The following is a 24,364-nucleotide window of genomic DNA, read 5'->3' as shown; positions in this document are numbered from 1 at the left end:
CGGCCCTGAGCGGACCCGGGCCGGGGAGGGGAGGCCGGCGGCGCCGCCGCGCGGGGGCGGGCGGCGCCGCCCGCCCCCGCGCAGGGGTCGGGCGCGCCCCCTAGCCGATCCCCTTGTCCAGTCCGGCCTTCCGCAGCGCCTCGGCCATGGCGCCGTAGGCGCGGCCGCCGGACGCGCCGCCGCAGTCCTCGCGGCGGCCGCCGCCCCTGCGGTTGCGGGAGCCGTCCTTGCGGCCGCCTCCCCCGCCGCCGCGGGCACCGCCGTTGCCGCCGCCGGGTGCGCCGCGCTCGCCGCTCTCGGGGTCGTCCTCCAGCCGCATGCTCAGTGATATCCGCTTGCGGTCGGTGTCGACGTCCATCACCTTCACCCGTACGACGTCGCCGGGCTTGGCGACGTCGCGGGGGTCGCTGACGAAGCTCTTGGACATCGCGGACACGTGGACCAGGCCGTCCTGGTGCACGCCCACGTCCACGAAGGCGCCGAAGGCGGCCACGTTGGTGATCACGCCCTCCAGGACCATGCCGCGCTGCAGGTCGGCCAGCGTCTCGACACCCTCCTTGAACGAGGCGGTGGCGAACTCCGGCCGCGGGTCGCGCCCGGGCTTCTCCAGTTCGGCGATGATGTCGGTGACCGTGGGCAGCCCGAACCCGTCGTCGGCGAAGTCCGCGGGCCGCAGCGAGCGCAGCCTCGCGGTGTCGCCGATCAGCGAGGAGACGTCGCCGCCGGTGGCGGCCACGATGCGGTGCACCACCGGGTAGGACTCCGGGTGCACGCTGGAGGCGTCCAGCGGGTCGCCGCCGCGGATCCGCAGGAACCCGGCGGCCTGCTCGAAGGCCTTGGGGCCCAGCCGCGGCACCCGGCTCAGCGCCGAGCGCGCGGCGAACGGCCCGTTGGCGTCGCGGTGGTCGACGATGTTCTGCGCGACGGTCGAGCTGATGCCCGACACCCGCGAAAGCAGCGGGACCGAGGCGGTGTTGGCGTCGACCCCGACGCCGTTCACGCAGTCCTCCACGACCGTGTCGAGCATGCGCGAGAGCTTCGTCTCCGAGAGGTCGTGCTGGTACTGGCCCACGCCGATGGACTTGGGGTCGATCTTGACCAGCTCGGCCAGCGGGTCCTGCAGCCGCCGGGCGATGGACACGGCGCCGCGCAGCGACACGTCCAGCTCCGGCAGCTCCCGCGAGGCGTAGGCGGAGGCGGAGTAGACCGACGCGCCGGCCTCGGAGACCATGACCTTGGTGAGCCTGCCCGCGCCGATCAGCTTCACCAGCTCGCCGGCCAGCTTGTCGGTCTCGCGGGAGGCGGTGCCGTTGCCGATCGCGACCAGCTCGACGCCGTGCTCGCGGACCAGGCGGCCGAGCGCGGCCAGCGCCTCGTCCCAGCGCCGCTGGGGCGCGTGCGGGTAGACGGTGTCGGTGGCCACCACCTTGCCGGTGGCGTCGACCACGGCGACCTTGACACCGGTGCGCAGGCCCGGGTCCAGGCCGAGCGTGGGGCGGGTGCCGGCGGGCGCGGCCAGCAGCAGGTCGCGCAGGTTGGCGGCGAACACCCCCACGGCGGCGTCCTCGGCCTGCTGCCACAGCCGCATGCGCAGGTCGATGTCCAGGCGCACGAACACCCGCGTGCGCCAGGCCCAGCGCACGGTCTCGGCCAGCCACCGGTCGGCCGGGCGGCCGCGGTCGGCGATGCCGAAGCGCGCCGCGATCGCGCGCTCGTAGGGGCCGGGGGCCGCGGGGGCGGCGGCGGAGTGCTCGTCGTCCTCGGGCTGCAGGGTGAGTGAGAGCACCTCTTCCTTCTCGCCGCGGAACATCGCCAGCACGCGGTGGGAGGGCAGGTCGGTCAGCGCCTCGGAGTAGTCGAAGTAGTCGGAGAACTTGGCCCCGTCCTGTTCGCGGCCCTCGCGGACGGCGGCGACCAGGCGGCCGCGCGACCACAGCCGCTCGCGCAGCTCGCCGACCAGGTCGGCGTCCTCGGTGAAGCGCTCCACCAGGATCGCGCGGGCGCCCTCCAGCGCCGCGGCGGCGTCGGCGACGCCCGCGTCCGGGTCGGCGTAGCCGGCGGCCGCGGCCTGCGGGTCCCGGTCGGGCTCGCCCAGCAGCAGCTCGGCCAGCGGCTCCAGGCCGGCCTCGCGGGCGATCTGGGCCTTGGTGCGGCGCTTGGGCTTGTAGGGGAGGTAGATGTCCTCCAGCCGCGCCTTGGAGTCGGCGGCGTTGATGCGCGCCTCCAGCTCCTCGTCGAGCTTGCCCTGGGAGCGGATGGAGTCCAGGACGACGGCGCGGCGCTCCTCCAGCTCCCGCAGGTAGCGCAGGCGCTCCTCGAGGTGGCGCAGCTGGGTGTCGTCGAGCCCGTCGGTCGCCTCCTTGCGGTAGCGGGCGACGAAGGGGACGGTGGCCCCGTCGTCGAGCAGCCCGACGGCCGCGGTCACCTGGTGCTGGCTGACGCCGATCTCCTCGGCGATGCGCTGGTCGATACTGATCGTCACGTTGGCTGGTCCACCTTCTCGGTCTTGTTCACCCGCTGCATTGTCCTGGCCGTGAGGGCGGTTGTCACGCCGAAGGGACGGAGCCCGGGGCGCTGCGGTCGCCCAGGGCGTCGGCGGGAAGGCGGGTGCGGCCGCGGGAGCGTGCGTGGAATGATGCAAACGCATGGATTGTTCGTGTTGAGTGCGGTCGGCAAGGTGCCGAGCGCCCGGAGCTTGGGAGGCCCCGCATGCCCGCTGTGACGGTCGACGACATCCTGGTGCTGCCGCGCGCGGCCGAACCGGCGGCCACCGCCGCCGAACGCGCCGTCACCTCGGTGACCACCGCTCCCACCGGCTATGAAGGCGAGGGCTTCCCGGTCCGGCGCGCGTTCGCGGGCGTGGACATGCGCGCGCTCGACCCCTTCATCCACCTGGACCAGATGGGCGAGGTCGAGTACGCCCCGGGCGAGCCCAAGGGCACCCCCTGGCACCCGCACCGCGGCTTCGAGACGGTCACCTACATGATCGACGGGGTGCTCGACCACAGCGACTCCCACGGCGGCGGCGGGTCCATCACCGACGGCGACACCCAGTGGATGACCGCCGGCGGCGGCATCCTGCACATCGAGGCCCCGCCCGAGGAGGTCGTCGTGAGCGGCGGGCTCTTCCACGGGCTCCAGCTGTGGGTGAACCTGCCCTCCCGGCTCAAGATGACCGACCCCCGCTACCAGGACATCGGCCGGGGCGAGGTCACGCTGCTCAGTTCCTCCGACGGCGGGGCGCTGCTGCGGGTCATCGCCGGCGACGTCGCCGGCCACAGCGGACCGGGCGCCACGCACACGCCCATCTCGCTCGTGCACGCGACCCTGGCTCCGGGCGCGCAGCTGCGCCTTCCCTGGCGGCCCGACTTCAACGCACTCGTCTACACGCTCGCGGGCTCCGGCGGCGCCGGCTCCGACCGCCACCCGATCGAGACGGGCCGGCTCGCGGTCTTCGGGCCGGGCGACGCGGTCACCGTGCGCGCCGACGAGCGCCAGGAGAGCCGCTCCCCGCAGCTGGACGTGCTCATCCTGGGCGGGCAGCCGATCCGCGAGCCCGTCGCGGCCTACGGCCCGTTCGTCATGAACACCCGCCACGAGCTGCTGCAGGCCGTCGAGGACTTCCGGTCCGGACGGTTCGGCGGCATCCCCGCCGAGCCCCGCCCCGGCCACGGCGTGCTCTGACACCGGGCCGCCGCCCTGCTCCCCGCATCTTGAGCCCGCGGTGACCAGCCGGGGACCGACCGTTGAACCCCGCCCTGATCTCCTGTTAAAGAGGACAGTAGACGCCTCCGTTGGACCGGAAGGCGCATCGACGATGGGCGGGATGACCGTGATCATTGATCCGACGTCGGTTCGCGACCTGGCCGCCATGAACGACGAGATGGGCGTGCTGACCGTGTACGCCACCGCCGACCCGCGCGACAAGTCGGCTTCTCCGGCCTGGCGCCTGGCGGTGGGCAACGCCATCGGCGCGCTGCGCAGCGGAGCGGCCGACGACGGCGACAGGGAGCGCCGCGCGGCGGTTCTGGATCGGCTCGACCGGCTGCAGCCCGAGATCGAGTCCGTGCTCGACGCCGGCGAGTCGGGGGTGGGCCGGGCCCTCTTCGCCCCCGTCAGCCGCGACGAGGTGCACACGCTTAACGTGCAGATGCCGCTGGACGACTGCGCGGTGCTGGAGCGCCGCCCCTACCTGCGGCCGCTGGCCGGCGCCCTCACCCTCGGCGCGCCCGCCGGCGTGCTGGCCGTGTCCCACGAAGGGGTGCGCGTGATCGACCTGCGGTTCGGCGTCGCCCGGGAGGTCACCCGGCTGGCCTTCGACCTCGACACCGACGACTGGCGCTCCATGCGCGGGCCGGCCTCGCTCGCCCAGTCCGGCAGCCCCTCCCGGGGCGCCAACCAGCTCGACCGGTTCGACCGCCGCGTCGAGGACAACCTCCAGCGCTACCTGGCCTCGGTGCGCCCGCGCCTCTCCGCGATCGCCGACGAGCACGGCTGGCAGTCCGTCGCCGCCACCGGCGACCGCCGGCTGATCGACGTCGTCCGCAAGGGCCTGTCCACCTCGCCCGCCCGCCGCGACGTCGTCCTGCTGGACCGGGTCGTGGAGTCGCTGTCGACCAACGAGATCGCCGCACTGGTGCGGCCCGAACTGGAGGAGGACCGCCGGCGCCGCTGCCGCGTCCTCGCCGAGCAGGCACGCGACGCCGCGCGCTCGGGCGGGCCGGGCACGACCGGGATCAGCGACACACTCGGCGCGTTCCGCGAGAACCGGGTCGCCCACCTCGTCCTGGACGGCACCCGCGAGCTGCGCGGCCAGCGCACCTCCGACGGGCGGTACTACCCTCACGGTGAACGGCCGCCCGGGGAGTCCGACGCCGCCATGGCCGAGGAGTCCGACCTGGGCGAGCGCATGATCGAGATGGGCTACACCTCCGGCGCCGCCGTCACCATGCTGCCGCCTGAGGCCGCCGGCGTGCTGGCCGAGGAGGACGGCGTGGCCGCGCTGCTGCGCTGGTAGGCGCCGGCCGCCGCGGCGCCGCCGGAGGCGTGCCCGCCGAAGGGGGCGAGCGGTGGAGTCGATGGGTCCGCGCGGGTTCCAGCTGGTGCTGCTGCGGCGTATGGCCGACTACCGGCCCCAGTTGGTCGACGACGCCCGCCGGGAGCTCGGCGCCACCCGCGCCGAGATGCGCGAGGCGAACCGGCGCTGGCAGGCGATGCTGCGCTCGGCCCGCGCGCCCTCGGGCCTGCGCCGCTACCGGCTGCTGCTGGGCCCCGCCGAGACGACCGCGCGGCGCCCGGTGGGCGACCTGGACTGCGAGGTGCACCGCTGGCCGGTGCCGCTGTGGCCGGACCTGCGCTACGAGGTCGTGACGCTGGAGGGCGGGCCCGTGCTGCACGAGTGGCTGGTGCGCGCCGAGGGCGCGACCGCGCCCCGGCCCCGCCACGTCGGCGAACTCGACCCCTGGTCGTGCGTCGTCGACGACGTGGCGCGCGCGTTCGCGCCGGCGGTGCCGATGGAGGGCACCGCCCCCTCGCGCTGGCGCCTGGCCTTCACCGCCCCCGACGCTTCGGGGCGCAGCGGGCGCCACGTCGCCGAGTTCACCTGGGGGCTGCTGCAGCGCGTCGTGCCCGCGCACGCCGAGCCGGGCCGGGCGCAGGAGGAGGCGGGCGGCTGACACCGGGGCGGCGCGCGTTCCGGAGCCCGGGGCGGGATCGGGCCGGGCACCGGACGGCGCCGCATGCGGAGCGTGCCGCCGGCGGAGGCGGATACGGGAAGCGGCGCCCCTCAGCGCCGCGAGCGCAGGTACCGGTGCCGCATAAGCGCAGCGACCGTCACGAAGATGGCCGGAATGCCGATGATCAGCACCGCCATGATGACGAGTTCGACGGTTCCGATGTCCATACCGGTCCCGTACCCTCCGCGGGCGTCCGCAAAGGTCAGACGGCCCCCGCGAGTGCCGCGACCTGGTCGGACAGCGGTGCGGCGCCCAGCCGGTTGTCGATCGCGATGTGCTCGACGGGCGGCGGCTCGTCCGGCCGCACCCGGGCGACGAACGCGTCGAACCCGTCGATCTTGCCCGTGTCGCGGGAGCGCCCCCGGCCGCCGATGCGGGCGCGCAGGGTCGCCCCGTCGCTGGCCACCCACACCAGGCGCACCGGATCGCCGCCGAGCTCGCCGACCCACGCCCGCCATCGGCCGGGGTCGCGGATCTGCCCGGTGAAGGGCGCCACGGGCATCACCGGGCACCCCGACGCGCGGATCTGCGCGGCCGCCGCGGTCATCCCGCCGTACTCGTGCGCCTTGACGTGCTCGTCGTACCACGCGCCCTCGCGCTCGCCGTAGGACCGGCCGTGCGCGGCGAGCACCTCGGCGACGAACCCGCTGAACAGCGTGTCCTTATCGAGTAAGGCCGGCACGGGCTCCAGCCGGCGCAGCAGCAGCTCGGCCACCGTCGACTTGCCCGCGCCCGGAGCGCCCGCCACGACCCACACGGTCCCTCGCGGCACGCCGCCGGCGCTCACGGCCGCCCCCGCGCCGCGGGGAGGCGCGCAGCGCCCCGCCGGCGGCCGCCGGCGGCCGCGCCGCTCAGGAGTCGCCGCCGATGATGTCGGGGGCGTAGTACTCGTCCACCGGGACCGGCCCGCGGTAGCCCTGGCACTTGCACGGGCGGTACGTTCCGCCGCTCTGGCCCACCCAGCGGCCGGGTATGACGACCTGGGCCTGGCACATCTTGGTCTCCTGGTCGTGGAAGACCAGGTGGTGGCCGCAGCCGCAGATGGGCTGGGGCGTGGCGGGCTTCGCCGAGACCGCGGGCACCTGCGGAGGCGGAGCGGGATAGGGGGGCCGGCGCGGCATCATGCGGCCGATCATCACCCCGCCGAGAGCGATGGCCGCTCCCACTACAAGGCTCACCGGCTCCATGCTGTGCACCGCCCTCCGAGGTCCTACACGCTCCATTGTGGCCGAGGACGCGGGCGTTCAATCCCTCGGGACCCGCGTTCTAAGATCCATTGTGCGTCCGCATCCGGCCGCGCGCCACGCCACGAAGCCGGTACTCCGCCGACCCGTTCCCTCTCGCCTGACCCACCCGCAGGACAAGGCCGGGAATCCGTTTTTTGTGCTGTTTTACCCGCACATGGTGAGCCGGGTATGGAGCCGCCCTGTACGCGTCGGGCATGGTGAGGCCAGGTCATGTCTGACTAGGCGGACGGGCGGCGCGCGCGGCCACACTCGCGCGCCCCGTCCCGGGGGAGGAGCACGACATGAAGCGATCGCGCGCGAACGGCTGGGGAGTCTTCGCAGCCACCCTGCTGTTCGTCGTCGGCGCAGTGAACATCGTGCAGGGCCTGGTCGCGATGCTCATGCCCGCCTACTTCGTCGCGGCCGAGGACGAGATGCTCGTCTGGGACTTCGCGATCTGGGGGCTTGTGCTGGGCGTCTGGGGCGTCGTCCTGGTACTCGCGGGCCTCGCCCTGCTCTCCGGCCAAACCTGGGCCCGGGTCTTCACCGTCGTCGTCGCGGCGGTGAACGCGTTCGCCCAGTTGGCGTTCATCGGGTCCTACCCGGTGTGGTCGCTGGTGGCCATCGCCGTCGACGTGCTGGTCATCTACGCGGTCACCGCCGGCTGGCCCGACCGGGTGACGGCGGACGAGGACGCCTATGCGGCCGGCCGCGCCGACGCCGAGAGGGCGCCCGCGGGCACTCAGCAGGCGGTCGGCGGCGGGCAGGGCACCGATGCGGACGCGGACGCGGCGTCCGGCGAAGCGGGAACGGGTGAGCGCCCCTACGGCGGCGCCAGCACCCAGGAGGCGCGGCACGGTACCGCGGAACGCCCGCCGGGTACGCGTCCCGGCAAGCACGAGCAGCCGATGAGCTGACCGCGGGGCGGGTGGTCGCGCGCGAGCGCGCGACCACCCGCCGGAGCGGGCCGCCCGGCCGAGCCCAGTCCGTCCCGGCATCCGGACGGCGGCGCACCGCCGGGCGGCCCGCTCGCGTGCGTTCGAGGGCGGTGCGGGTGCTCGCGCTCCCGCAGCGGCGACGAGGCGCCGGCTACCAGGCGGCGGGGCCGGCGTTGTCGAACCAGCCGCCGGTGGGTCCGTCGGCGCCGACGGCGGCCATGCGCACGATGACCTCCGCGCCCTCCTGGACCGGAGCGCCCTGGTGGCCGGTGAGGTCGGTGGCGGTGTAACCGGGGTCCACGGCGTTGAACCGGATGGCGGGGAAGGCCTTGGCGTACTGCGAGGTGAGCATGACCAGCGCGGACTTGGACGCGCTGTAGTCCAGGTAGGCCACGTCGAACTCCGGCCGCGACCGGTCGGCGCAGGCCGCCCGCGACCCCAGGGCGCTGCCGACGTTGACGACCACCGGGGCGGCGCTCTCCTTCAGCAGCGGCAGGAAGGCGTGCGTGACGCGGACGACGCCGAACACGTTGGTCTCGAAGGTACCGGCCAGGTCGTCGGCGGTGGTCTCGCCGACCGGTCTGCGCGCCCCGGCGGTTCCGGCGTTGTTGACCAGGACGTCCAGGCCGCCGGAGGCGCGGAGGGACGCGGCGGCCGCCTGGACGGAGCCGTCGTCGGTGACGTCGAGCCGGACGAATCGAGCGCCCAGCCGCGCGGCCGCCGCCCGGCCGCGCTCGGGGTCGCGCGCCCCGATGTAGACGGTGTGGCCGGCCCCGGTCAGGCGGCGCGCCGCCTCGAAGCCCAGGCCCCTGTTCGCTCCGGTGATGAGGGTGGTGGTCATCGGAAGGCCTCCAGGGGGAGGGGACGCGGCGTCGAGCATGCGGCAGGGAGGCGGGGGCGGCGGTCGGCCGGCAGGAGGGCGACCCGGTCGGCGGGGACCGCGTCCCTCCGCTCCCTCCGCCCCGACGGGGGAGATGTCACGGTGCGCACTCCGGTAGGGGGAACTGCCCTGCCATCCTCGCACCGCGCGGCCGGGCGCAACCCTGGGTCGGCAATACACGCACGGATAGCGGCCGTCCGAAATCGCCACCCACCCCGCCGGCGCACCACCCGCCGCCCCGACCCGCACCGCCCCGACCCGCACCGCCGCGCGAGCGCGGCCGCGGCGCGCGGGCGGCGGGTTCTCGTCGCGCACCCGCCGGGCGCTCGGGCGCCTGCGGCGGGTGTTGAAGGCGCGGCGGAGGGGGTCAGTCGACGGCGGGGCCGCCGCGCAGGTCCTTCAGCGTCGCCACGTCGGCCGCGTGCGGTGCGACCGGGCCCGGCGTCTCGCAGACGACCGGCACACCGGCGCTCACCGGGTGCTCGAACAGCGTGCCGAAGGGCGCGGAGCCGATGTGGCCCGCGCCGATGTTCTCGTGGCGGTCCTTGTTGCTGCCGCACGCCTCCTTGGAGTCGTTGGCGTGCACGAGCCGCAGCCGCTCGGCCCCCGCGACCTCGCCGAACCGGTCCAGCATCGCGGACATCCCCTCCGGAGTGGAGACGTCGTGGCCCGCCGCGAAGACGTGCGCGGTGTCCAGGCAGACCCCGGCGCGCGGGTGCCAGTCCAGCGCGGCGAGGTAGTCCCCCAGGTCGTCCACTGTCGCGCAGAGCACCTGTCCCTGCCCGGCCATCGGCTCCAGCAGGACGGGCGGAACCTGCTCGGCCAGTTCCTCCAGGACCGGCAGCAGCAGCGCGCGCATCCGGGCCAGCCCTTCGTCGCGGCCGCCGCGCACCGCCGACCCCGTGTGCACGACCACGCCGCGCGCGCCGATCTCGGCGCCGCGCTGCAGCGCGTGGCGCAGGGCGGTCGCGGACCGCTCCGCGATGGTCTCGTCGGGCGAACCCAGGTTGATCAGGTAGTTGGCGTGCACGAACACCGGAAGGTCGGAGCGTTCGCGCAGCTCGGCGTCCTCGTCGGGGCTGCCGGGCGTCGTGGCCCAGCCGCGCGGGTTGGAGACGAAGACCTGGACGGTTTCGGCGGCGATGTCGGCGGCATAGGCGAGACCACGGGTGGCCATTCCCCCGGCGACCGGTACGTGCGCCCCGATGGGCGATGCGGCGAGTTCAGTCATGGTTGGCACCCAGCTTAGAGCGTCACGGCACCGGGCATCATGGAGGCCATGACCCCGAGTCGCCTCGCGCCCGACTGGCGCCGCATCGCCCTCGGCGCCGCTGTGGGCGCCGCCGGAACCGCGGCCGTCGGGTTGGCGGTCCACGGTGCGGCGGCGCTGGCCGGTTCGCTCACCGCCGACCAGGTCGTGGGCGCCAACATCGGCCTCGGCCTGGCGGCCCTCGCGGCTCGGCTGGCGGCCACGCCGCTGGTGTGCTGGTGGCTGCTGCGCCTGGTCAGAGTACCGCGGGCGGGTTCGGCGACACTGTTCGGCCTGGTCTGCTACCTGCTGCTGGCGCTCGCCGGCCCGGGCGGTCAGGCGCTGCCCGGCCTGGCCGCGGTCTGGCTGGTGCTGGGCGCGGTCTCCGGTGCGGTCGGCGTGTACGCGGCGGGCTGGACCGCACCGCGAATCCCCGCCGCCCGGGCCTGAGCACGCGCCGGTGCCCGGCGCGGCGCGTCACCGGCGCCGACTCCCGGGCGGCCGACCGCCGCCTCGCGCGACGCGTGCGGCCGGGGCGGACACCGGTCCGACCGGCCGGCCGGGGCGCTAAGGTGCGGTGCGTGAGCGAATCGCCTGCCGACCCGACCCTGCACGAGGTGACCCGCGCCTTCGAAAGCGTCTACGACCCCGCGTGGGCGGCGCCCTGGGACGCCGTGGGGCTGGTGTGCGGCGACCCCGCCCAGCCGGTGCGCCGCGTGCTCTTCGCCGTCGACCCCGTCGCCGAGGTCGTCGACGAGGCCCGCGAATGGGGAGCCGACCTCCTCGTCACCCACCACCCGCTGCTGCTGCGCGGGGTGACCGGCGTGGCCGCCACCACGCCCAAGGGACGACTCGTGCACCGGCTGATCTCGGCGGGAACCGCCCTCTACACCGCGCACACCAACGCCGACACCGCCGATCCCGGCGTCTCCGACGCACTGGCGGCGGCCGTGGGCCTGCCCGGCCCGCTCGCGCCCCTGGACCCCGATCTCGCCGACCCCGCCGGCGGCCGAGGCATCGGACGCATCGGGTCGCTGCCCGAGCCCCTGCCGCTGCGCGAATTCGCGGCGCAGGCCGCCGCCGGGCTGCCCCGCACCGCCGGAGGGATCCGCGTCAGCGGCGACCCCGACCGCCCGGTCCAGCGCATCGCGGTCTCCGGCGGGGCGGGCGACTCCCTGCTCGACCGCGCCCGCGCCGCCGGCGTGGACGTCTACCTGACCTCCGACCTGCGCCACCATCCTGCCTCGGAGTTCGCCGAACACGGCGGCCCCGCCCTCATCGACACAGCGCACTGGGCCGGCGAGTGGCCCTGGCTCGCCGAGGGCGCCGCCCGGCTCGCGAGCGCGCTCGGGCCCCGACGGGCTAACGTGGAGTTCCGCGTATCCGAGATCGTCACCGACGCCTGGTCCCTGGCGCTGTGAGCCGATCGACCCCTGGCCGCGGCCGACGGCCCGCGCTGCGCCGCGACCGCTTCCGACGTCGGCAAAGGAGCCTTGAACACAAGTGAAAGCAGAACCGGCCCACCAGCTGCGCCTACTCGATCTCCAGGAGATCGACAGCCGACTCGCCCAGCTCGCCCACCGCCTGCGCAACCTGCCCGAGAACGAGGAGGTCGAGCGCCTCGACAGCCGCATCAGCGAGCTCCGCGACCGGCGGACGGTGCTGACCACGGCGCTGTCCGACCTCGACCGCGAGCAGCGCAAGGCCGAGTCCGACGTCGACCAGGTGCGCACGCGCTCCGAACGCGACTCCAAGCGCCTCGACGCCGGCCAGGTCTCCTCGCCCAAGGACCTGGAGCACCTGCAGTCCGAGATCGCGTCCCTGCAGCGCCGCCAGACCGAGCTGGAGGAGATCGTGCTGGAGGTGATGGAGCGCCGCGAGGGCCTGGAGAGAGAGGAGGCCGAGCTGCGCAAGGAGCTGGAGGCCGCCGAGACCGAGCGCGACGCCGCCGACGAGCGGCGCGGCACCGCCAGGGCCGAGATCGAGGCCGACCGCGCCGCCGAGTCCGCCCGCCGCGAGCGCGTCGCCGCAGAGGTCCCCGAGGACCTCGCCGCCTTCTACACCAAGCTGCGCGACCAGCACGAGGGCGTGGGCGCGGCGGCGCTGCGCTACGGCCGCTGCGAGGGCTGCAAGCTCGCGCTGAGCACCGCCGAGCTCTCCGGGATCCGCCAGGCTCCCGCGGACGAGGTGCTGCGCTGCGACCAGTGCCGGCGCATCCTGGTGCGTACCGGCGACTCGGGACTGTAGGCCGCTCGGACGACTGTCGCGGGGCACCGGCGGATGCGCGGGCCGGGCGGGCCCGGCACAGGTACAAGGAGCGAGTGATGAGCAGGCGACTGGTGATCGAGGCCGACGGCGGATCCCGCGGCAACCCCGGCCCGGCCGGGTTCGGTGCTCTGGTGCGCGACGCGGACACCGGCGAGCTGCTGGCGGAGGTCGCCGAGGCCGTCGGAAGGGCTACCAACAACGTCGCCGAGTACCGCGGCCTGATCGCCGGGCTCGCGGCGGCCCAGGGCCTCGACCCCGCCGCCGCGGTCGAGGCGCGCATGGACTCCAAGCTGGTGGTCGAGCAGATGTCGGGCCGCTGGCGGATCAAGCACGCCGCACTGCGGCCGCTCGCCGAGGAGGCCCGCGCCAAGGCCGCCGGGTTCGCCGCGGTCTCCTACGTGTGGGTGCCGCGGGCCGACAACGCCCACGCCGACGCGCTGGCCAACGAGGCGATGAACGCCGCCGCCGAGGGACGGCCCGTGCGGCTGGCAGCCGCATCCGGCGGCGCGGCGGACTCCGCCGCCGAGCCGCCGGCCGAACCCGCGGGCGGCGCCGGAACCCGGGCGCCGCAGCCCGCCGCCACCGGCTGGGCGGCGCCCGACACCGAGCCCACACGGCTGGTGCTGCTGCGCCACGGCGAGACCCCGATGTCGACGGAGCAGCGATTCGCCGGCGTCGGCGACATCGGCCTGACCGAGACCGGGCACGCCCAGGCCCGCGCCGCAGCCCGGCACCTCGCCGGATCCGGAATCGACGTGGTCGTCTCCTCGCCGCTGCGCCGCGCCCGCGACACCGCCCAGCCGGTGGCGGCCGAGCTGGCGCTGCCGGTCGAGGTGGACGAGGGCCTGCGGGAGACCGACTTCGGGGCCTGGGAGGGGATGACCTTCGGCGAGGTGCAGCGCAGCCGCCCCGACGAACTGCGGCGCTGGCTGGCCGACACCGCCGCGGCACCCGAGGGCGGCGAGAGCTTCGCGGCGGTGGCCGAGCGCGTGGCCGAGGCGCGCGAAAAGCTGCTGGCGCGCCACACGGGCCGCACGGTGCTGGTGGTCAGCCACGTCACGCCGATCAAGGTGCTGCTACAGCAGGCCCTGCTGGCACCGCCGGAGGCGCTGTTCCGCATGCACCTGGACGTGGGCTGCCTGTCGCGCATCGACTGCTTCAGCGACGGGCCGACGCTGGTGCGCTCCCTCAACGACACCGGACACCTCGGCCCCGGCAGCGCCTGAGCCGGGCGTGCTCGGCTCCCGCACGCGCGCCGAGCAGGCGCGCGGCGCGATATCATCGCGGTGAGGGGAGAGTCGGCCAGGCGGCCGCGGCACCCGAAGGGGTGTCGAGGAAAGTCCGGACTCCACAGGGCAGGGTGGTCGGTAACACCGACCCGGGGCGACCCGCGGGAAAGTGCCACAGAAAACAGACCGCCACCGCTGTGCGCGGTGGTAAGGGTGAAACGGTGGTGTAAGAGACCACCAGCGGCCGGAGCGATCCGGTCGGCTCGGTAAACCCCACCCGGAGCAAGGTCAAAAAGGGGGACCGCGGTCCCCTGCGCGGACGTTCGAGGGCTGCCCGCCCGATGTCCGCGGGTAGACCGCACCGAGGCTGCCGGCAACGGCAGTCCCAGACGGATGGCCGCCCGGTCCGCAAGGACCGACAGAATCCGGCTTACCGGCCGGCTCTCCCCCTTCTCTGCGGTGGGCCCGCTGTCGGGTGCGTGTGCCGGCAGCGGTCGCTCCGCGTGCGGCGAGCGCTGCCGGGGGCGCGGCGCCGCCGGCGCAGGTGCCGAGTGCGCGGCCGGGAGCCGAAAGTCCCGCCCATACGGGGATGCGTGCACCGACCAGGCGTGCGGCGGGATAGATTGGTGAGGGTCCAGTCGGTCTCCGCGAGGTGCCGCGCGGGGCCCACCGCGGGCGCGGATGCGCGCCCGCGCCGTTTGCGAGCCGGGTTTCGGTGAGAGCTGCCTTGTCCACGATCTGGGTGATCCTGTTCGCCCTGCCGATCATCGCGATCGTCGTCATCGTCCTGTTCGCCCTTTACCACTCCTCCGAGGTGCGAAAAGACGTGCGCGACGACTACACCGAAGAAGACTGAGGGTGGCTGCGCACGCGCGCGCATCGCGCCCGGTGCGTGAAGCGCCGCTTCCCGCCTCGGGCACCGCGGCGGAAAGGTGCTCGGCCGCCCTGCCCGATCGGTCCCGCCCGCCTGGCGGGCGCTCGGCACCCGCGCGGGGCGCTTCGCCGGTCGCGGCCCACGGCCCCGCGGGGCGCGCGCCCCGCCCGCGGCAGGAAGGCGCGCCCCGCGGGAGCCCGGTCTACGGCGTGGTCGACGGGGATGCCCCGGCGCCGTCGGGGCCGGGCGCCGCCTCGGCCGGCCCGGCGGCGCTCCCGGAGCCGGGCGCGGACGCGTCCGCGCCCACCCGTTCGGCGGCCCCGGCCTCGGCCGACACCGCGGCGAAGGACCCGTCGGCGCCGAGCACGTGCACCCGGGCCGACTCCAGGTCGTAGTACATCCCCGACAGCTCCAAGTCGCCCCGCTCGAACCGGCGGCGCACCGCCGGGTAGGTGAGCAGGTTCTCCAGCTGCTGCACCACGTTGGCCTGGGAGAGCCTGCGCATCGCCTCGGGTGTCGGCGCGTCCCGCAGCCGCAAGGCGCCGGCGCGCTCCAGGCTCTCGCCGCCGTGGGCCAGCCACCGCCGCAGCTGGCCCAGCTCGGCGTCGGGCTCGCCCGGTCCTTCCAGCAGCGCCTTCATCGCGCCGCAGTTGGAGTGGCCGCACACCACCACCGAGGGCACCTCCAGCACCGTGACGGCGTACTCGACCGCCGCGCCCACCGAGTCGTCGCCGCTCCCGCTGCCGCGCCGGGGCACCAGGTTGCCGATGTTGCGCAACGTGAACAGGTCGCCGGGACCGCTTGCGGTGATCAGGTTGGGCACCACCCGGGAGTCGGCGCAGGTGATGAACAGCGCCTTGGGGCGCTGGCGCTGCGCCAGCCGGCTCATCAGCGACCGCATCCGCCCGGCCGTGCTGGCGTGGTACTCCCGCGCCCCGCTGAGCAGCAGGCCCGAGGGCGGGGCGGCGGGGTCGAAGCCGCCGCGCATGCCCCAGGGCGCCCACGACCGGGCGAGGCCTCCGGGCGAGGTCTTGCCGGCGGGCGGGGCCTGTCGGGACCGGCGCTCATACCAGTTCTCGTGCACCTCGTCGATGTCGACGCTGCCGCCGGTGCGCTCGTGGTCCAGGCGCCAGGCGTGGATCGACTCGAACGCGGCGTGGTCCATGAAGTCCACGTGCAGGTCCAGGTCGACGTGGGCTCCGCTGGGCACGGTCCGCAGCACGTGGGCGACCCGGGGGACGCCCAGAAACGTCAGCGAGCCCTGGACGACGATGTGCCGGCGTCCCTCGCGCTCCTCGGTGAGCACGCTCACGCGGGTCAGCCGGCGCAGCGATACCAGCACCGACAGCGCGAATCCGATGAGGACGCCCTCCAGCAGTCCGAAGAGCACGACGGCCAGCAGCGCCGCGACGTAGATACTGGCCTCGCGGTGGCGGCGCAGATCGCGCAGATGGGCGAGGTTGACCATCTGCAGGCCGATCACCACCAGCAGCCCGGCCAGCGCCGCCAGCGGGATCAACTCGACGGCGTGCGCGAACAGGCCGATGAACGCCAGGATCCACACGCCGTGCAGCATGGCCGCCAGCGGCGTGCGCGCGCCCGCGCGGGCGTTGGTCGTGCTGCGCACGATGACACCGGCGATGGGCAGGCCGCCCAGGGCCCCGCTGGCGGTGTTGGCGGCGCCCTGGCCGAGGAGTTCGCGGTTGAGATTGGCGCGCGGGCCGTCGTGCAGGCGGTCGGCGGCGATAGCGCACAGCAGGGACTCCACGCTGGCGACCAGGGCGACGGCCGCCACTCCGATGGCCACGCCCCGCAGGTCGCCCGGATCGGGGAGGACGGGGCCGGTCCAGGCGGCGGCGGGGGAGTCGGGCAGGGATACGCGCTCGACCGGCCAGCCGGCCGCCGTGGCGAGGGCCGTGGCCGCGACCACGGCGACCAGCGCGCCGGGCAGTCGGCTCAGGCGGCGCAGCCCGGGCAGGCGCGGCCACACCAGCAGCACGGCGATGGTCACCATGCCGACGACGACGGCCGGCGTGTGGTTGTCGGCGAGCTGGCGGGGAAGCTCGGCGATGTTGGCGGTGGCCGAGCTTTGCGGGTCGCCGCCGAGCAGGACGTGCAGCTGGGCGAGGGCGATCGTGACGCCGACGCCGGCCAGCATGCCGTGGATGACCGCCGGCGAGATCGCCAGCGCCGCACGCGCGATGCGGCAGGCGCCCAGGGCGATCTGCACCAGGCCGGCCAGCAGCGTGATCAGGCAGGTGACCCGCCAGCCGTAAGCGGTGACCAGGTCGGCGACGATGATGGTGAGTCCGGCGGCGGGCCCGCTGACCTGCACCGCCGAACCTCCGGCCAGCGCGGCCACGATGCCGCCGACAACGGCGGCGATGATCCCGGCGATCAGCGGAGCCCCGGAGGCCACGGCGATGCCCAGCGACAGCGGCACCGCGACGAGGAAGACGACGAGCGAGGCGGCGACGTCGCCGGGGACGTTGCCGAGTAACGGAAGAGAGCGGACGCGGGAGAGCGGGCTCTGCGCCTTCTCCCGGGGCGGGGTCGGTGTTCCCTGGGCGTCTGGACGCATGACTACCCCCGGTGGGTGCGAACGAAATGGCGCTCTGGGACAGCGGCCTCGCGGCGGGCCGGGCACGGCAGCCCATGACCCAACGAACTTCGGCCGTCACTTACTGTAGCCATGCGGGAGTGTCGTCCGGGCCGGATTCACCATGATGTCGATAACCGTTGTCGCTCCGGCCGTGCGGGCGGCGGCGCGGCCCCCCGGGCCGCCGGGGACAGCGGAGGGCGGGGCGCGCGCCGCGCGCCCCGCCCTCCTTCGTGCGGCGCCCCGGAGGGCCCGCCGCCGCGTCCGGGGTGTGTTCGCCGGGTCGCCTGTCCTCCTGCGCGGCGCCCCGCGCCGGAATGCGGAGCTTCGCGCCCGGGGCGCGGGGGCACGCCTGAGCGCGCCGCCCGCTAGGGAGGGACCCGTCGCGCGCCTTAGCGGTTCCCGTAGCCGTAGCCGCCGTACCCGCCCTGGCCGTACGGCGGCGGAGGCGGGTTGTCCGGGTCCTGCTGTTCCGGGCGGCCCGGGTAGGGCGGCCATTCGCCCGGTGCGGGGTCGTATCGGGACGGGCCGGCCGGCGGGTAGCCGCCGTACTGGTCCGCCGGCGGGTAGTCGCCGAGCACGTCGGCGTACCCGGGGTAGGGCTGCGGGCTTCCCGGCGCTTGCTGGGAGGCGCCTATGCCGGGATAGCCGTTCGCCGGTGCCGGTCCGGGGGCCGGCGGCGGTGCGCCGTAGGGCCCGCTGTCGTAGCCCTCGGGAACGTGCGGGCCACCGGGGCCGTAGGCCTGGGCCTCGTAGCCCGGCCGCGGGTGCATGCCCGGCTGCTCGCCCGTGGCGCCGCCCCACGACTGCTGGTCCCAGGGCCCCTGCTGCCGGCCGCCGTAGCCGTAGCCGGGCTCCGGCCCGTTCGGCGCCGGCCCGCCCGGCGGGGGGCCGCCCGGCGGAGGGCCGGCCTGGCGGCCGGGGTGGGGCGGAGCGCCGTAGCCGCCGCTGTCGTAGGGCCCGCTGTTGTCATAGGGCCCGCTGTCGTAGTGCTCGCGTGCGAACGACCCGGTCCCGTACGCCGGCGGCGCCGCCTCGAATCCGCCCGACGGTGTGGGCGGGTTCGGGGGCGCGGCGGGCCGCTGGTGCGAGCCGGTGTCCAGGCTCGACCAGATCGGCGATCCGGACTCGGGGCCCGCCGGACCGGGGGAGGGGGTGAACGCGGGGTCGGTGAGGGGGTCGCCGCCGCCCGGGCCGCCGCGCCCGCCGGTGTCGTAGGAGCTGCGCGAAGGGCGGCTGTAGGACCCCGTGTCGTAGGGCGACGCGGGCCCCGGGTCGTAGGAGGCCCGGTTGTAGGAGCCGGTGTCGTAGGCCGAGGAGCCCGCGGGCGCATCGTAGCCCGGGCGGCTGTGCGTACCGGTGTCGTAGGAGGAGCGGCTCAGGGGGCCCGAGTCGTAGGTGGGCCGGTTGAGCGAGCCCGTGTCGTAGGCCGAGGAGCCTTGTGCGGGGCCGCCGAGGTCGGGGCGGCCGTGGGCGCCGGTGTCGTAGGAGGAGCGGCTCAGCGGGCCGGAGTCGTAGGTGGGCCGGTTGAGCGAGCCCGTGTCGTAGGAGCCGCTGTCGTAGGAGGAGGGAGCGGGGGAGGAGCCCTCGTAGCCCGGGCCGCCGCGGGTGAGGGGCCCGGAGTCGTAGGTGGGCGGGGCGCCCGGAGCGGGTGCCGAAGCGCCGCGGCTCAGCGGTGAGGGGCCGCTGAGCGGGTCGTGCGCGAAGGACCCGGTGTCGCGGGACGAAGGGCGGGACTGGTCGGCGCCGCCCGGCGGCGGCGGGTGCCCCGCCAGCGGGTCGGACGAGCCCCCCTGGGCCCACGGCCGGGCGGGTGAGGACGGCGCGGGACCGCCCAGCGGGTCGTCGAGGGGGTCGCGGGCCTCAGGACGGCTCCGCCCGCCCGCCGGCCCGAGCTCGCCCGCCGCCGCGGCCGGGCGCTCGGGGGCCTGTGCCGCGGGGGCGCTCGGGCGTTCCTGAGCCGGCGCGGCGGGGCGCTCCCGGGCGGCATCGCGCCCGGGCTCCTCACCGGAAGCCGACCCCTGGCCCAGGCTCGCCAGCATGCGCAGGCCGGAGTCGTCGCCCGCGGGCTCCTGCCCTGCCGGAGGCAGCGCCTGGGGGGCTTCGCGGCCGCGCCGGTCGCGGGCGGCGCCCTCGACCGCCGGCCCGCGGCCGGGCCCGGTGTCGGCGGAGCGCGTCGGCGCGGGGGGCTCGTCGTCCTCGACGACCGCCGCCATCGCCTCGGTGGACTCCGCCCGGGTGTCGCGGCGACCGGAGCCGGAGCCGGAGAAGGGCCGCTCCTCGTCGGCGAAGTCGGGGTCGTCGCCGGAGAGGCTGGACCAGAAGTCGTTGTCGGCGAAGTCGTCGCCGTCGTCGTCGCGGGCCGAGGAGCGGCCGCGGCGCGAGCGGGAACGCGCCGGTTCCGGCTCGGGCCGCGGCCGGCGCTCGCGGGAGCGCCCGCGCCCGCGAGCGCGGCCCCGCGGCGCGGGGTCGTCCTCCGGCTCCTCGCGGTCGTCGCCTTCCGCGTAGCCGTCGTCGTACTCGGGCTCGTCGTAGTCGTCATAGCCGTCGTCGGCGTTGCTGACGTTGAGCGCCCGCATGCCCAGCAGGATCAGCATCAGGACGATGAGGACCACGATGACGGCGATGATCGCGATTAGCGCAATGGTCACGGTGAATGCACCACCCTAGGGCCCGCGGCCTGGTAGACGTCATGGCTGCCACCGGCGGGGGCGACCGGGTCGGCCGGTGTGGAAGCGCGCGGAGAGGGCGCTCGGTGCACCGCCGCCGCGCCTGCGCCTCGCGGGCGTCGGCGGTGCGGGTGGACCGCGGTCCGTCGGGGGACCCCCGTTGCCGTGGGACGCGCGGCGCGGACCGCGGGATGTCCGGCGGCGCCGAAGCCGCGAACGCGGCCCGGCGCGGTCGCCGCGCCCGTGCGCAGGCCTCGGCAGCGCCGGTTGCACGATTCGGTCATGAGGTAATCAACGGGGGGCACGGTCCCACTTTATGCATAGATGCGGCATGAGTGCAGAGGGCGACGGACGTTGCCGTCGCGTACACGCGGTGCGCACGCAGGATGCAGCGCCGGTCTCCGGGCCGCGCGCACGGGAGGGGCGCGGTGTCGGCGTTCACTGGCCGTTTGAAACGGTGAGGGAACCGCGCGACACCGCGCGTTCGGCGATCGCGCCCAGCGCCTCCTCCAGTGACGCGTCGTCGGCCAGGTCCAGCTCGCTGTCGAGGGCGTAGAGCGTGAAGCGGACCTCGTCGGCGCCGTCCTCGGAGTAGCACGGCGGGTCGTAGGCGGTCTCGCCCTCGCTGTTGCGGCCCTGCTCGCCCGGGTGCGGGACCGTGTTCTGGCGCAGCTCGGCGGTCTGCGGGTCGAGGCCGTAGAGCACCCAGAAGACGGTGGCCTCCTCGGGGGCGTCCACGACCAGCGCCAGGGACTCGGTGGTGTTCTCGTCGGGCAGCCCCGACCACTGGAGCGCCGGCGAGACGCCCTCGCCCCGGCACGTGTAGAGGCGGGGCATGGGCTCGCCGGCCTGCATCATCGTGCTCGTCAGGTTGATGTTGTCGTCGAGCTCCGTCTCGGTGTCCGAGGCCAGGCTCCCGCACCCCGCGGTCGCGGCCAGCACGGCACCGCCGGCGGCGGCGAGCCGCGCCCCGGCGCGGCGCTGGCGTGATGAGCGGCGGTCGACCGAGAACATGGGGCTCCTGCGAAACTCTTCCGACGGGACTCTCCCGGTGCCGGGCGCCGCTGCCGACGGGGCGGAGTCGGGCTGCGGCCGCACGGCACGGCATACCCGAACCATACTGCGGACTGAGCGGCGATGGGTTCGCCCGGCCGCGGCGGGCCGCCGCGGCCGGATCCTCCGACGGCGAACGCGCGGATTCCACAGAATCGGTAAACCTGTTGAAGTCCTGCTGCGGGAATCGGCAATCATGGAGCCGTGCGGTTCTGCATCCTCGGTCCACTCGCGGTGTACAGCGCTGACGGCGCGGCACTGCCCATCGGCGGCGCGCGCCTGCGCCGCCTGCTCGTGCTGCTGCTGCTCACACCCGGCCGCACCGTGGGCAGCGAGCGCCTGGTCCGCGGCGTGTGGGGCGACGAACCCGCGCCCGAGAACTCGGGCAACGCGCTGCAGGCGCTGGCCTCCCGGCTGCGCCGCGCGCTGGGCGACACGGCGCCGCTGCGCGGCGACCCCGCGGGTTACCGGCTCGACGTCGACCCCGCCTGCGTCGACCTGCACCGCTTCGACGAGCTGGCCCGGCGCGGCCGCGCCGCCCGCGCCGAAGGCGACCCGCAGGGCGCCGAAGCGCTGCTGGGCGAGGCGCTGGCGCTGTGGCGGGGGCCGGCGCTGTCGGATTTGTCCGGGGCCGGGGGTGCCGACGACATCGCCGTGCGCCTGGCCGAGTCGCACCGCAGCGTTTCGCTGGAGCGCCTGACCCTGCTGCTGGAGATCGGCCGCCACGACGACGCGCTGCCCGACATCGAGGAGCTGGCCGCGCGCGAGCCCCACGACGAGCGCCCCGTCGAACTGCTCGTCCGCGCCCTGTCGGCCGCGGGCCGCCAGGCCGACGCGCTGGCGGCCTACGACCGGCTGCGCCACGCGCTCGCCGAGGACCTGGGCATCGACCCGTCGCCGCACATGCAGCGGCTGCAGGTCCGGCTGCTGCGCGGCGAGCTCAACGCAGGCGACTCCGCGCCGGCGCGCGCCGAGCGGCCCGAGCCCCCGCCGGCCTCCCGCGAGCAGTCCCCGCCGCCCGCCCCGCGCCCGGTCAAGCGGCTCCCGCACACCCTGACCAGCTTCGTCGCCCGCGAGGACGAGGTCGACCAGGTCGGCGCGCTGCTCGCCGGCGAACGCCTGGTGACCCTCATCGGCCCCGGCGGGGCCGGCAAGACCCGGCTGTCCATCGAGGCCGGCTCCCGCTTCGTCGAGGAGCGCCCCGACTCGCCCGCGGGCGGTGTGTGGTTCGTCGAGCTCGCGCCCCTGCGCGACGGCGCCGACATCCCCCACGCCCTGGTGAGCGCCCTCGGGCTGTACGAGAACTCGGCCGTGTCGCTCTCGGGCGCGCCCACCGGCACCGGGGACCTCCTCGACCGCGTGGTCGACTTCGTCGACGAGCGCGAGCTCCTGCTCATCCTGGACAACTGCGAGCACCTGGTCGCCGAGACCGCGGAGGCCGCCGAACACCTGCTCGCCCGGTGCGCCCGGCTGCGCCTGCTCGCCACCAGCCGCGAACCCCTGGGGATCGCGGGGGAGCGGCTGCTGGCCGTGCCCTCCCTCGCCCTCCCTCCCGAGACCACCCCGGCCGCCGACGCCGGCGACTACGCCTCGGTGCGGCTGTTCGCCGAACGCGCCCGCGCGGCCGACCCCGCCTTCGCCGTGGACGCCGGCAACGCCGAGCACGTCGTGCGCATCTGCCGCGAACTCGACGGCATGCCGCTGGCGCTGGAGCTGGCCGCGGCCCGGCTGCGCGCGATGCCGCCGGCCCACCTGGCGGCCAGGCTGTCCGACCGGTTCCGGCTGCTCACCAACGGCAACCGCTTCGCGCTGCCGCAGCACCAGACCCTGCAGGCCGTCGTCGACTGGAGCTGGGAGCTGCTCGACGGCGCCGAGCGCACCCTGCTGCGGCGCCTGTCGGTCTTCGCCGGCGGCGCCTCACTCGAAGCCGTCGAGCACGTGTGCTCCCACGGCCTCGGCGACGACCGCGACGTGTGGTCGGTGCTGTTCGCCCTGGTCGACAAGTCCCTGGTCACCGCCGAAGTCGGCGAGGGCGGCGAGGGCCAGCCCCGCTACCGGATGCTGGAGACCGTGCGCGCCTACGGTGCCCAGCGCCTCGCCGAAAGCGGCGAGGAACCCGCGGTCCGGCGCGCCCACGCCGACTACACACTCGCCCTGTGGGCCCGCGCCGACCCCTATCTGCGCCGCACCGAGCAGCTGCTCTGGCTGGCCCAGCTGCGTGTGGAGCACGACAACCTCACCGCCGCGCTGCGCTGGGCGATCGACGTCGGCGACCTCTCCCGCGCCCTCGACCTGCTGCTCGCCTCCTGCTGGTACTGGCAGATGGGCAACGCCTGGAGCGACCTGGTGCGCTGGTGCGGCGAGCTGCTGCGGGCCACCGGCGAGCACCCGCCCGAGGGGCGCACCGTCGCCTACGCCCACTGCCTGGCGATCCACTCGCTGGGCGCCGACTTCGCCGGGCCCGAGACCTCTACCAAGGGGCTGCTGCGCGCCGAGCAGATCCTGGTCGAGCTGGGCGACCCTCCCGAGAACCACCCCGGGCTGCTGCTGGTGCTGATGCTGCTGGGCATGCTCGGCTACGACCGCGAGGAGCGCATCGCCCGCCTGAGCGCCACCGCCGCCGACCACCCCGACCCGTGGATGCGCACCGGCGCACAGCTGTTCGGCGGCCTGCTGTGCCTGCACGACGGCCGCGGCCGCGAGGGCCGCGACCGGGTCCTCACCGCACTGGAGAGGTTCCGCGCGATCGGCGACCGGTGGGGCACCGCGCACGCGCTGACCGTGGCCGCGGGCCTATACCACCTCACCGACCTCGACCGCGAGATGGAGCTGCTGTCCGAGGGCGACGAGCTGGCCGCCGAGATCGGCCTGAAAGGGCTGCGCGCCCAGTTCAAGATCCGCCAGGCGCTGTGCATGGCCGGACGCGGGCGCATCGAGTCCGCGCGCCGCGAGCTCGCCGCGACCCGCCCGCTGGCCGACGAGAGCGACACCCGGATGTTCTGCAGAATGGGCGAGGCCGAAGTCGACCACGCCGCCGGCGCCCCGGCGGCGGCCTACGAGAAGGCCCTGTCGCTGACCGGTGAGATCGCCGCGATGAACCCGGTCGTGCGCGGACAGGTCGAACCCGCGTGGCTGGCGCTGCGCAGCCGCACGGCGATGGCCCTCGGCGACCGTCCCGCAGCGCTGGCCGACGCCGCGGCCGCCTGGCAGGCGATCGCCCCCCACACGGCCGGGATGCCCTGCGCCGACATCCTGGAGCAGCTGGCCGAGGTGCTGGTCGCGGAGTGGCCTGAGCGCGCCGCCGTCGCACTCGGCCGGGCCCGGTCGGTGCGCGGTCTGCCCAACGAGGCCGCCCCCGCGATCGCGCGGGTCCGCGCGCAGGCCCGCCGCCGCCTGGGCGAGGCCGGGTTCGAGCGCGCCTTCGCATCGGGCACCGATGCCGACCCGGCCGCGGTGACCGCGTGGATCGACGGCTGGCTGGGCGAGGGGGGCGGCGGCCGCCCCGCCGGCACCGCGCCCGAGTGACCGCCGCCCGGCGGTGCCGCACCGTCCGTCCTACGGTGCGGTGACCGTCCGGGCGGCGGTCGGTCTCGCGTGTGCCGGCCGCAGCCGGCCGGCCGCGGCGGCGCCGCAGCCGCGGTGCG

The 24,364-nt window shown here is 75.5% G+C and carries 18 protein-coding genes and 1 other RNA gene; 11 read left to right on the top strand and 8 right to left on the bottom strand.

Going from position 1 to position 24,364, the window contains the following annotated elements; translation table 11 throughout:
* Positions 1-100: 100 nt before the first annotated feature.
* Positions 101-2,482: a Tex family protein gene (locus ABEA15_RS24635; protein WP_345559397.1), complete on the bottom strand. Its 2,382-nt coding sequence runs from the start codon at positions 2,480-2,482 to the stop codon at positions 101-103.
* A gap of 227 nt (positions 2,483-2,709) precedes the next feature.
* On the opposite strand from ABEA15_RS24635, the gene ABEA15_RS24630 reads away from it, so the two are divergent.
* The 3 genes from ABEA15_RS24630 (at position 2,710) to ABEA15_RS24620 (ending at position 5,675) form a co-directional block, all read left to right on the top strand.
* Complete coding sequence (locus ABEA15_RS24630) at positions 2,710-3,684, top strand: pirin family protein (RefSeq protein ID WP_345559395.1); 975 nt, start codon at positions 2,710-2,712, stop codon at positions 3,682-3,684.
* A 142-nt stretch (positions 3,685-3,826) separates the two neighbouring features.
* Entirely contained in the window at positions 3,827-5,017 is a 1,191-nt protein-coding gene (locus ABEA15_RS24625) for a VLRF1 family aeRF1-type release factor (RefSeq protein ID WP_345559393.1), read from the top strand.
* 61 nt (positions 5,018-5,078) lie between these two features.
* Positions 5,079-5,675: a hypothetical protein gene (locus ABEA15_RS24620; protein ID WP_344146676.1), complete on the top strand. Its 597-nt coding sequence runs from the start codon at positions 5,079-5,081 to the stop codon at positions 5,673-5,675.
* Positions 5,676-5,937: 262 nt separating this feature from the next.
* Here ABEA15_RS24620 and ABEA15_RS24615 read toward each other — a convergent pair whose 3' ends face one another.
* Positions 5,938-6,483 carry a P-loop nucleotide/nucleoside kinase family protein gene (locus ABEA15_RS24615; RefSeq protein WP_344146540.1) on the bottom strand — a complete coding sequence of 182 codons (546 nt, stop codon included), beginning with the start codon at positions 6,481-6,483 and terminating at the stop codon, positions 5,938-5,940.
* Positions 6,484-6,586: 103 nt separating this feature from the next.
* The gene (locus ABEA15_RS24610; protein WP_344146543.1) at positions 6,587-6,922 is read right to left on the bottom strand and encodes a hypothetical protein; all 336 of its coding nucleotides are present in this window, start codon (positions 6,920-6,922) and stop codon (positions 6,587-6,589) included.
* A gap of 341 nt (positions 6,923-7,263) precedes the next feature.
* On the opposite strand from ABEA15_RS24610, the gene ABEA15_RS24605 reads away from it, so the two are divergent.
* The gene (locus ABEA15_RS24605) at positions 7,264-7,878 is read left to right on the top strand and encodes a DUF7144 family membrane protein (protein ID WP_344146545.1); all 615 of its coding nucleotides are present in this window, start codon (positions 7,264-7,266) and stop codon (positions 7,876-7,878) included.
* 172 nt (positions 7,879-8,050) lie between these two features.
* On the opposite strand, the gene ABEA15_RS24600 is transcribed toward ABEA15_RS24605, so the two are convergent.
* Both ABEA15_RS24600 and ABEA15_RS24595 read right to left on the bottom strand, forming a co-directional pair.
* Complete coding sequence (locus tag ABEA15_RS24600) at positions 8,051-8,740, bottom strand: SDR family NAD(P)-dependent oxidoreductase (protein WP_345559391.1); 690 nt, start codon at positions 8,738-8,740, stop codon at positions 8,051-8,053.
* 406 nt (positions 8,741-9,146) lie between these two features.
* Positions 9,147-10,010, bottom strand: a complete 864-nt coding sequence (locus ABEA15_RS24595; protein WP_345559389.1) for a deoxyribonuclease IV — start codon at positions 10,008-10,010, stop codon at positions 9,147-9,149.
* Positions 10,011-10,058: 48 nt separating this feature from the next.
* On the opposite strand from ABEA15_RS24595, the gene ABEA15_RS24590 reads away from it, so the two are divergent.
* From ABEA15_RS24590 to ABEA15_RS24565, 6 genes are all read left to right on the top strand, one after another.
* Positions 10,059-10,478 carry a hypothetical protein gene (locus tag ABEA15_RS24590; protein ID WP_345559387.1) on the top strand — a complete coding sequence of 140 codons (420 nt, stop codon included), beginning with the start codon at positions 10,059-10,061 and terminating at the stop codon, positions 10,476-10,478.
* 131 nt (positions 10,479-10,609) lie between these two features.
* Positions 10,610-11,449 carry a Nif3-like dinuclear metal center hexameric protein gene (locus ABEA15_RS24585; protein ID WP_345559385.1) on the top strand — a complete coding sequence of 280 codons (840 nt, stop codon included), beginning with the start codon at positions 10,610-10,612 and terminating at the stop codon, positions 11,447-11,449.
* Between the two features lie 82 nt (positions 11,450-11,531).
* The gene (locus ABEA15_RS24580; protein WP_344146560.1) at positions 11,532-12,275 is read left to right on the top strand and encodes a zinc ribbon domain-containing protein; all 744 of its coding nucleotides are present in this window, start codon (positions 11,532-11,534) and stop codon (positions 12,273-12,275) included.
* 77 nt (positions 12,276-12,352) lie between these two features.
* Positions 12,353-13,522 (top strand): bifunctional RNase H/acid phosphatase, encoded by a 1,170-nt coding sequence (locus tag ABEA15_RS24575; protein ID WP_345559383.1) that lies wholly within the window; start codon positions 12,353-12,355, stop codon positions 13,520-13,522.
* A 68-nt stretch (positions 13,523-13,590) separates the two neighbouring features.
* Positions 13,591-13,974: RNase P RNA component class A (gene rnpB, locus ABEA15_RS24570), an RNA gene on the top strand.
* A 278-nt stretch (positions 13,975-14,252) separates the two neighbouring features.
* Entirely contained in the window at positions 14,253-14,381 is a 129-nt protein-coding gene (locus ABEA15_RS24565) for a hypothetical protein (protein WP_344146566.1), read from the top strand.
* A gap of 220 nt (positions 14,382-14,601) precedes the next feature.
* Here the strand turns inward: ABEA15_RS24565 and ABEA15_RS24560 are convergent, their stop codons facing one another.
* The 3 genes from ABEA15_RS24560 to ABEA15_RS24550 form a co-directional block, all read right to left on the bottom strand.
* Positions 14,602-16,980 carry a SulP family inorganic anion transporter gene (locus tag ABEA15_RS24560; RefSeq protein ID WP_345559381.1) on the bottom strand — a complete coding sequence of 793 codons (2,379 nt, stop codon included), beginning with the start codon at positions 16,978-16,980 and terminating at the stop codon, positions 14,602-14,604.
* Between the two features lie 410 nt (positions 16,981-17,390).
* Positions 17,391-19,649 (bottom strand): hypothetical protein, encoded by a 2,259-nt coding sequence (locus ABEA15_RS24555; RefSeq protein ID WP_345559379.1) that lies wholly within the window; start codon positions 19,647-19,649, stop codon positions 17,391-17,393.
* 456 nt (positions 19,650-20,105) lie between these two features.
* Entirely contained in the window at positions 20,106-20,681 is a 576-nt protein-coding gene (locus tag ABEA15_RS24550; protein WP_344146575.1) for a YbhB/YbcL family Raf kinase inhibitor-like protein, read from the bottom strand.
* A 243-nt stretch (positions 20,682-20,924) separates the two neighbouring features.
* Here ABEA15_RS24550 and ABEA15_RS24545 point away from each other — a divergent pair, with 243 nt between their 5' ends.
* Complete coding sequence (locus tag ABEA15_RS24545; RefSeq protein ID WP_345559377.1) at positions 20,925-24,245, top strand: AfsR/SARP family transcriptional regulator; 3,321 nt, start codon at positions 20,925-20,927, stop codon at positions 24,243-24,245.
* Positions 24,246-24,364: the final 119 nt, after the last annotated feature.

This window comes from Streptomonospora halophila, assembly GCF_039542725.1.
GTDB lineage: Bacteria > Actinomycetota > Actinomycetes > Streptosporangiales > Streptosporangiaceae > Streptomonospora > Streptomonospora halophila.
This window is presented reverse-complemented; position numbering and strand designations above follow the sequence as displayed.

Bases quoted from the DNA above. Each gene is read 5' to 3' on its own strand.
- ABEA15_RS24630 (WP_345559395.1), top strand. From the start codon at position 2,710: ATGCCCGCTGTGACGGTCGACGACATCCTGGTGCTGCCGCGCGCGGCC.
- ABEA15_RS24625 (WP_345559393.1), top strand. From the start codon at position 3,827: ATGACCGTGATCATTGATCCGACGTCGGTTCGCGACCTGGCCGCCATG.
- ABEA15_RS24620 (WP_344146676.1), top strand. From the start codon at position 5,079: ATGGGTCCGCGCGGGTTCCAGCTGGTGCTGCTGCGGCGTATGGCCGAC.
- ABEA15_RS24610 (WP_344146543.1), bottom strand. From the start codon at position 6,922: ATGGAGCCGGTGAGCCTTGTAGTGGGAGCGGCCATCGCTCTCGGCGGG.
- ABEA15_RS24605 (WP_344146545.1), top strand. From the start codon at position 7,264: ATGAAGCGATCGCGCGCGAACGGCTGGGGAGTCTTCGCAGCCACCCTG.
- ABEA15_RS24600 (WP_345559391.1), bottom strand. From the start codon at position 8,740: ATGACCACCACCCTCATCACCGGAGCGAACAGGGGCCTGGGCTTCGAG.
- ABEA15_RS24595 (WP_345559389.1), bottom strand. From the start codon at position 10,010: ATGACTGAACTCGCCGCATCGCCCATCGGGGCGCACGTACCGGTCGCC.
- ABEA15_RS24590 (WP_345559387.1), top strand. From the start codon at position 10,059: ATGACCCCGAGTCGCCTCGCGCCCGACTGGCGCCGCATCGCCCTCGGC.
- ABEA15_RS24575 (WP_345559383.1), top strand. From the start codon at position 12,353: ATGAGCAGGCGACTGGTGATCGAGGCCGACGGCGGATCCCGCGGCAAC.
- ABEA15_RS24560 (WP_345559381.1), bottom strand. From the start codon at position 16,980: ATGCGTCCAGACGCCCAGGGAACACCGACCCCGCCCCGGGAGAAGGCG.
- ABEA15_RS24550 (WP_344146575.1), bottom strand. From the start codon at position 20,681: ATGTTCTCGGTCGACCGCCGCTCATCACGCCAGCGCCGCGCCGGGGCG.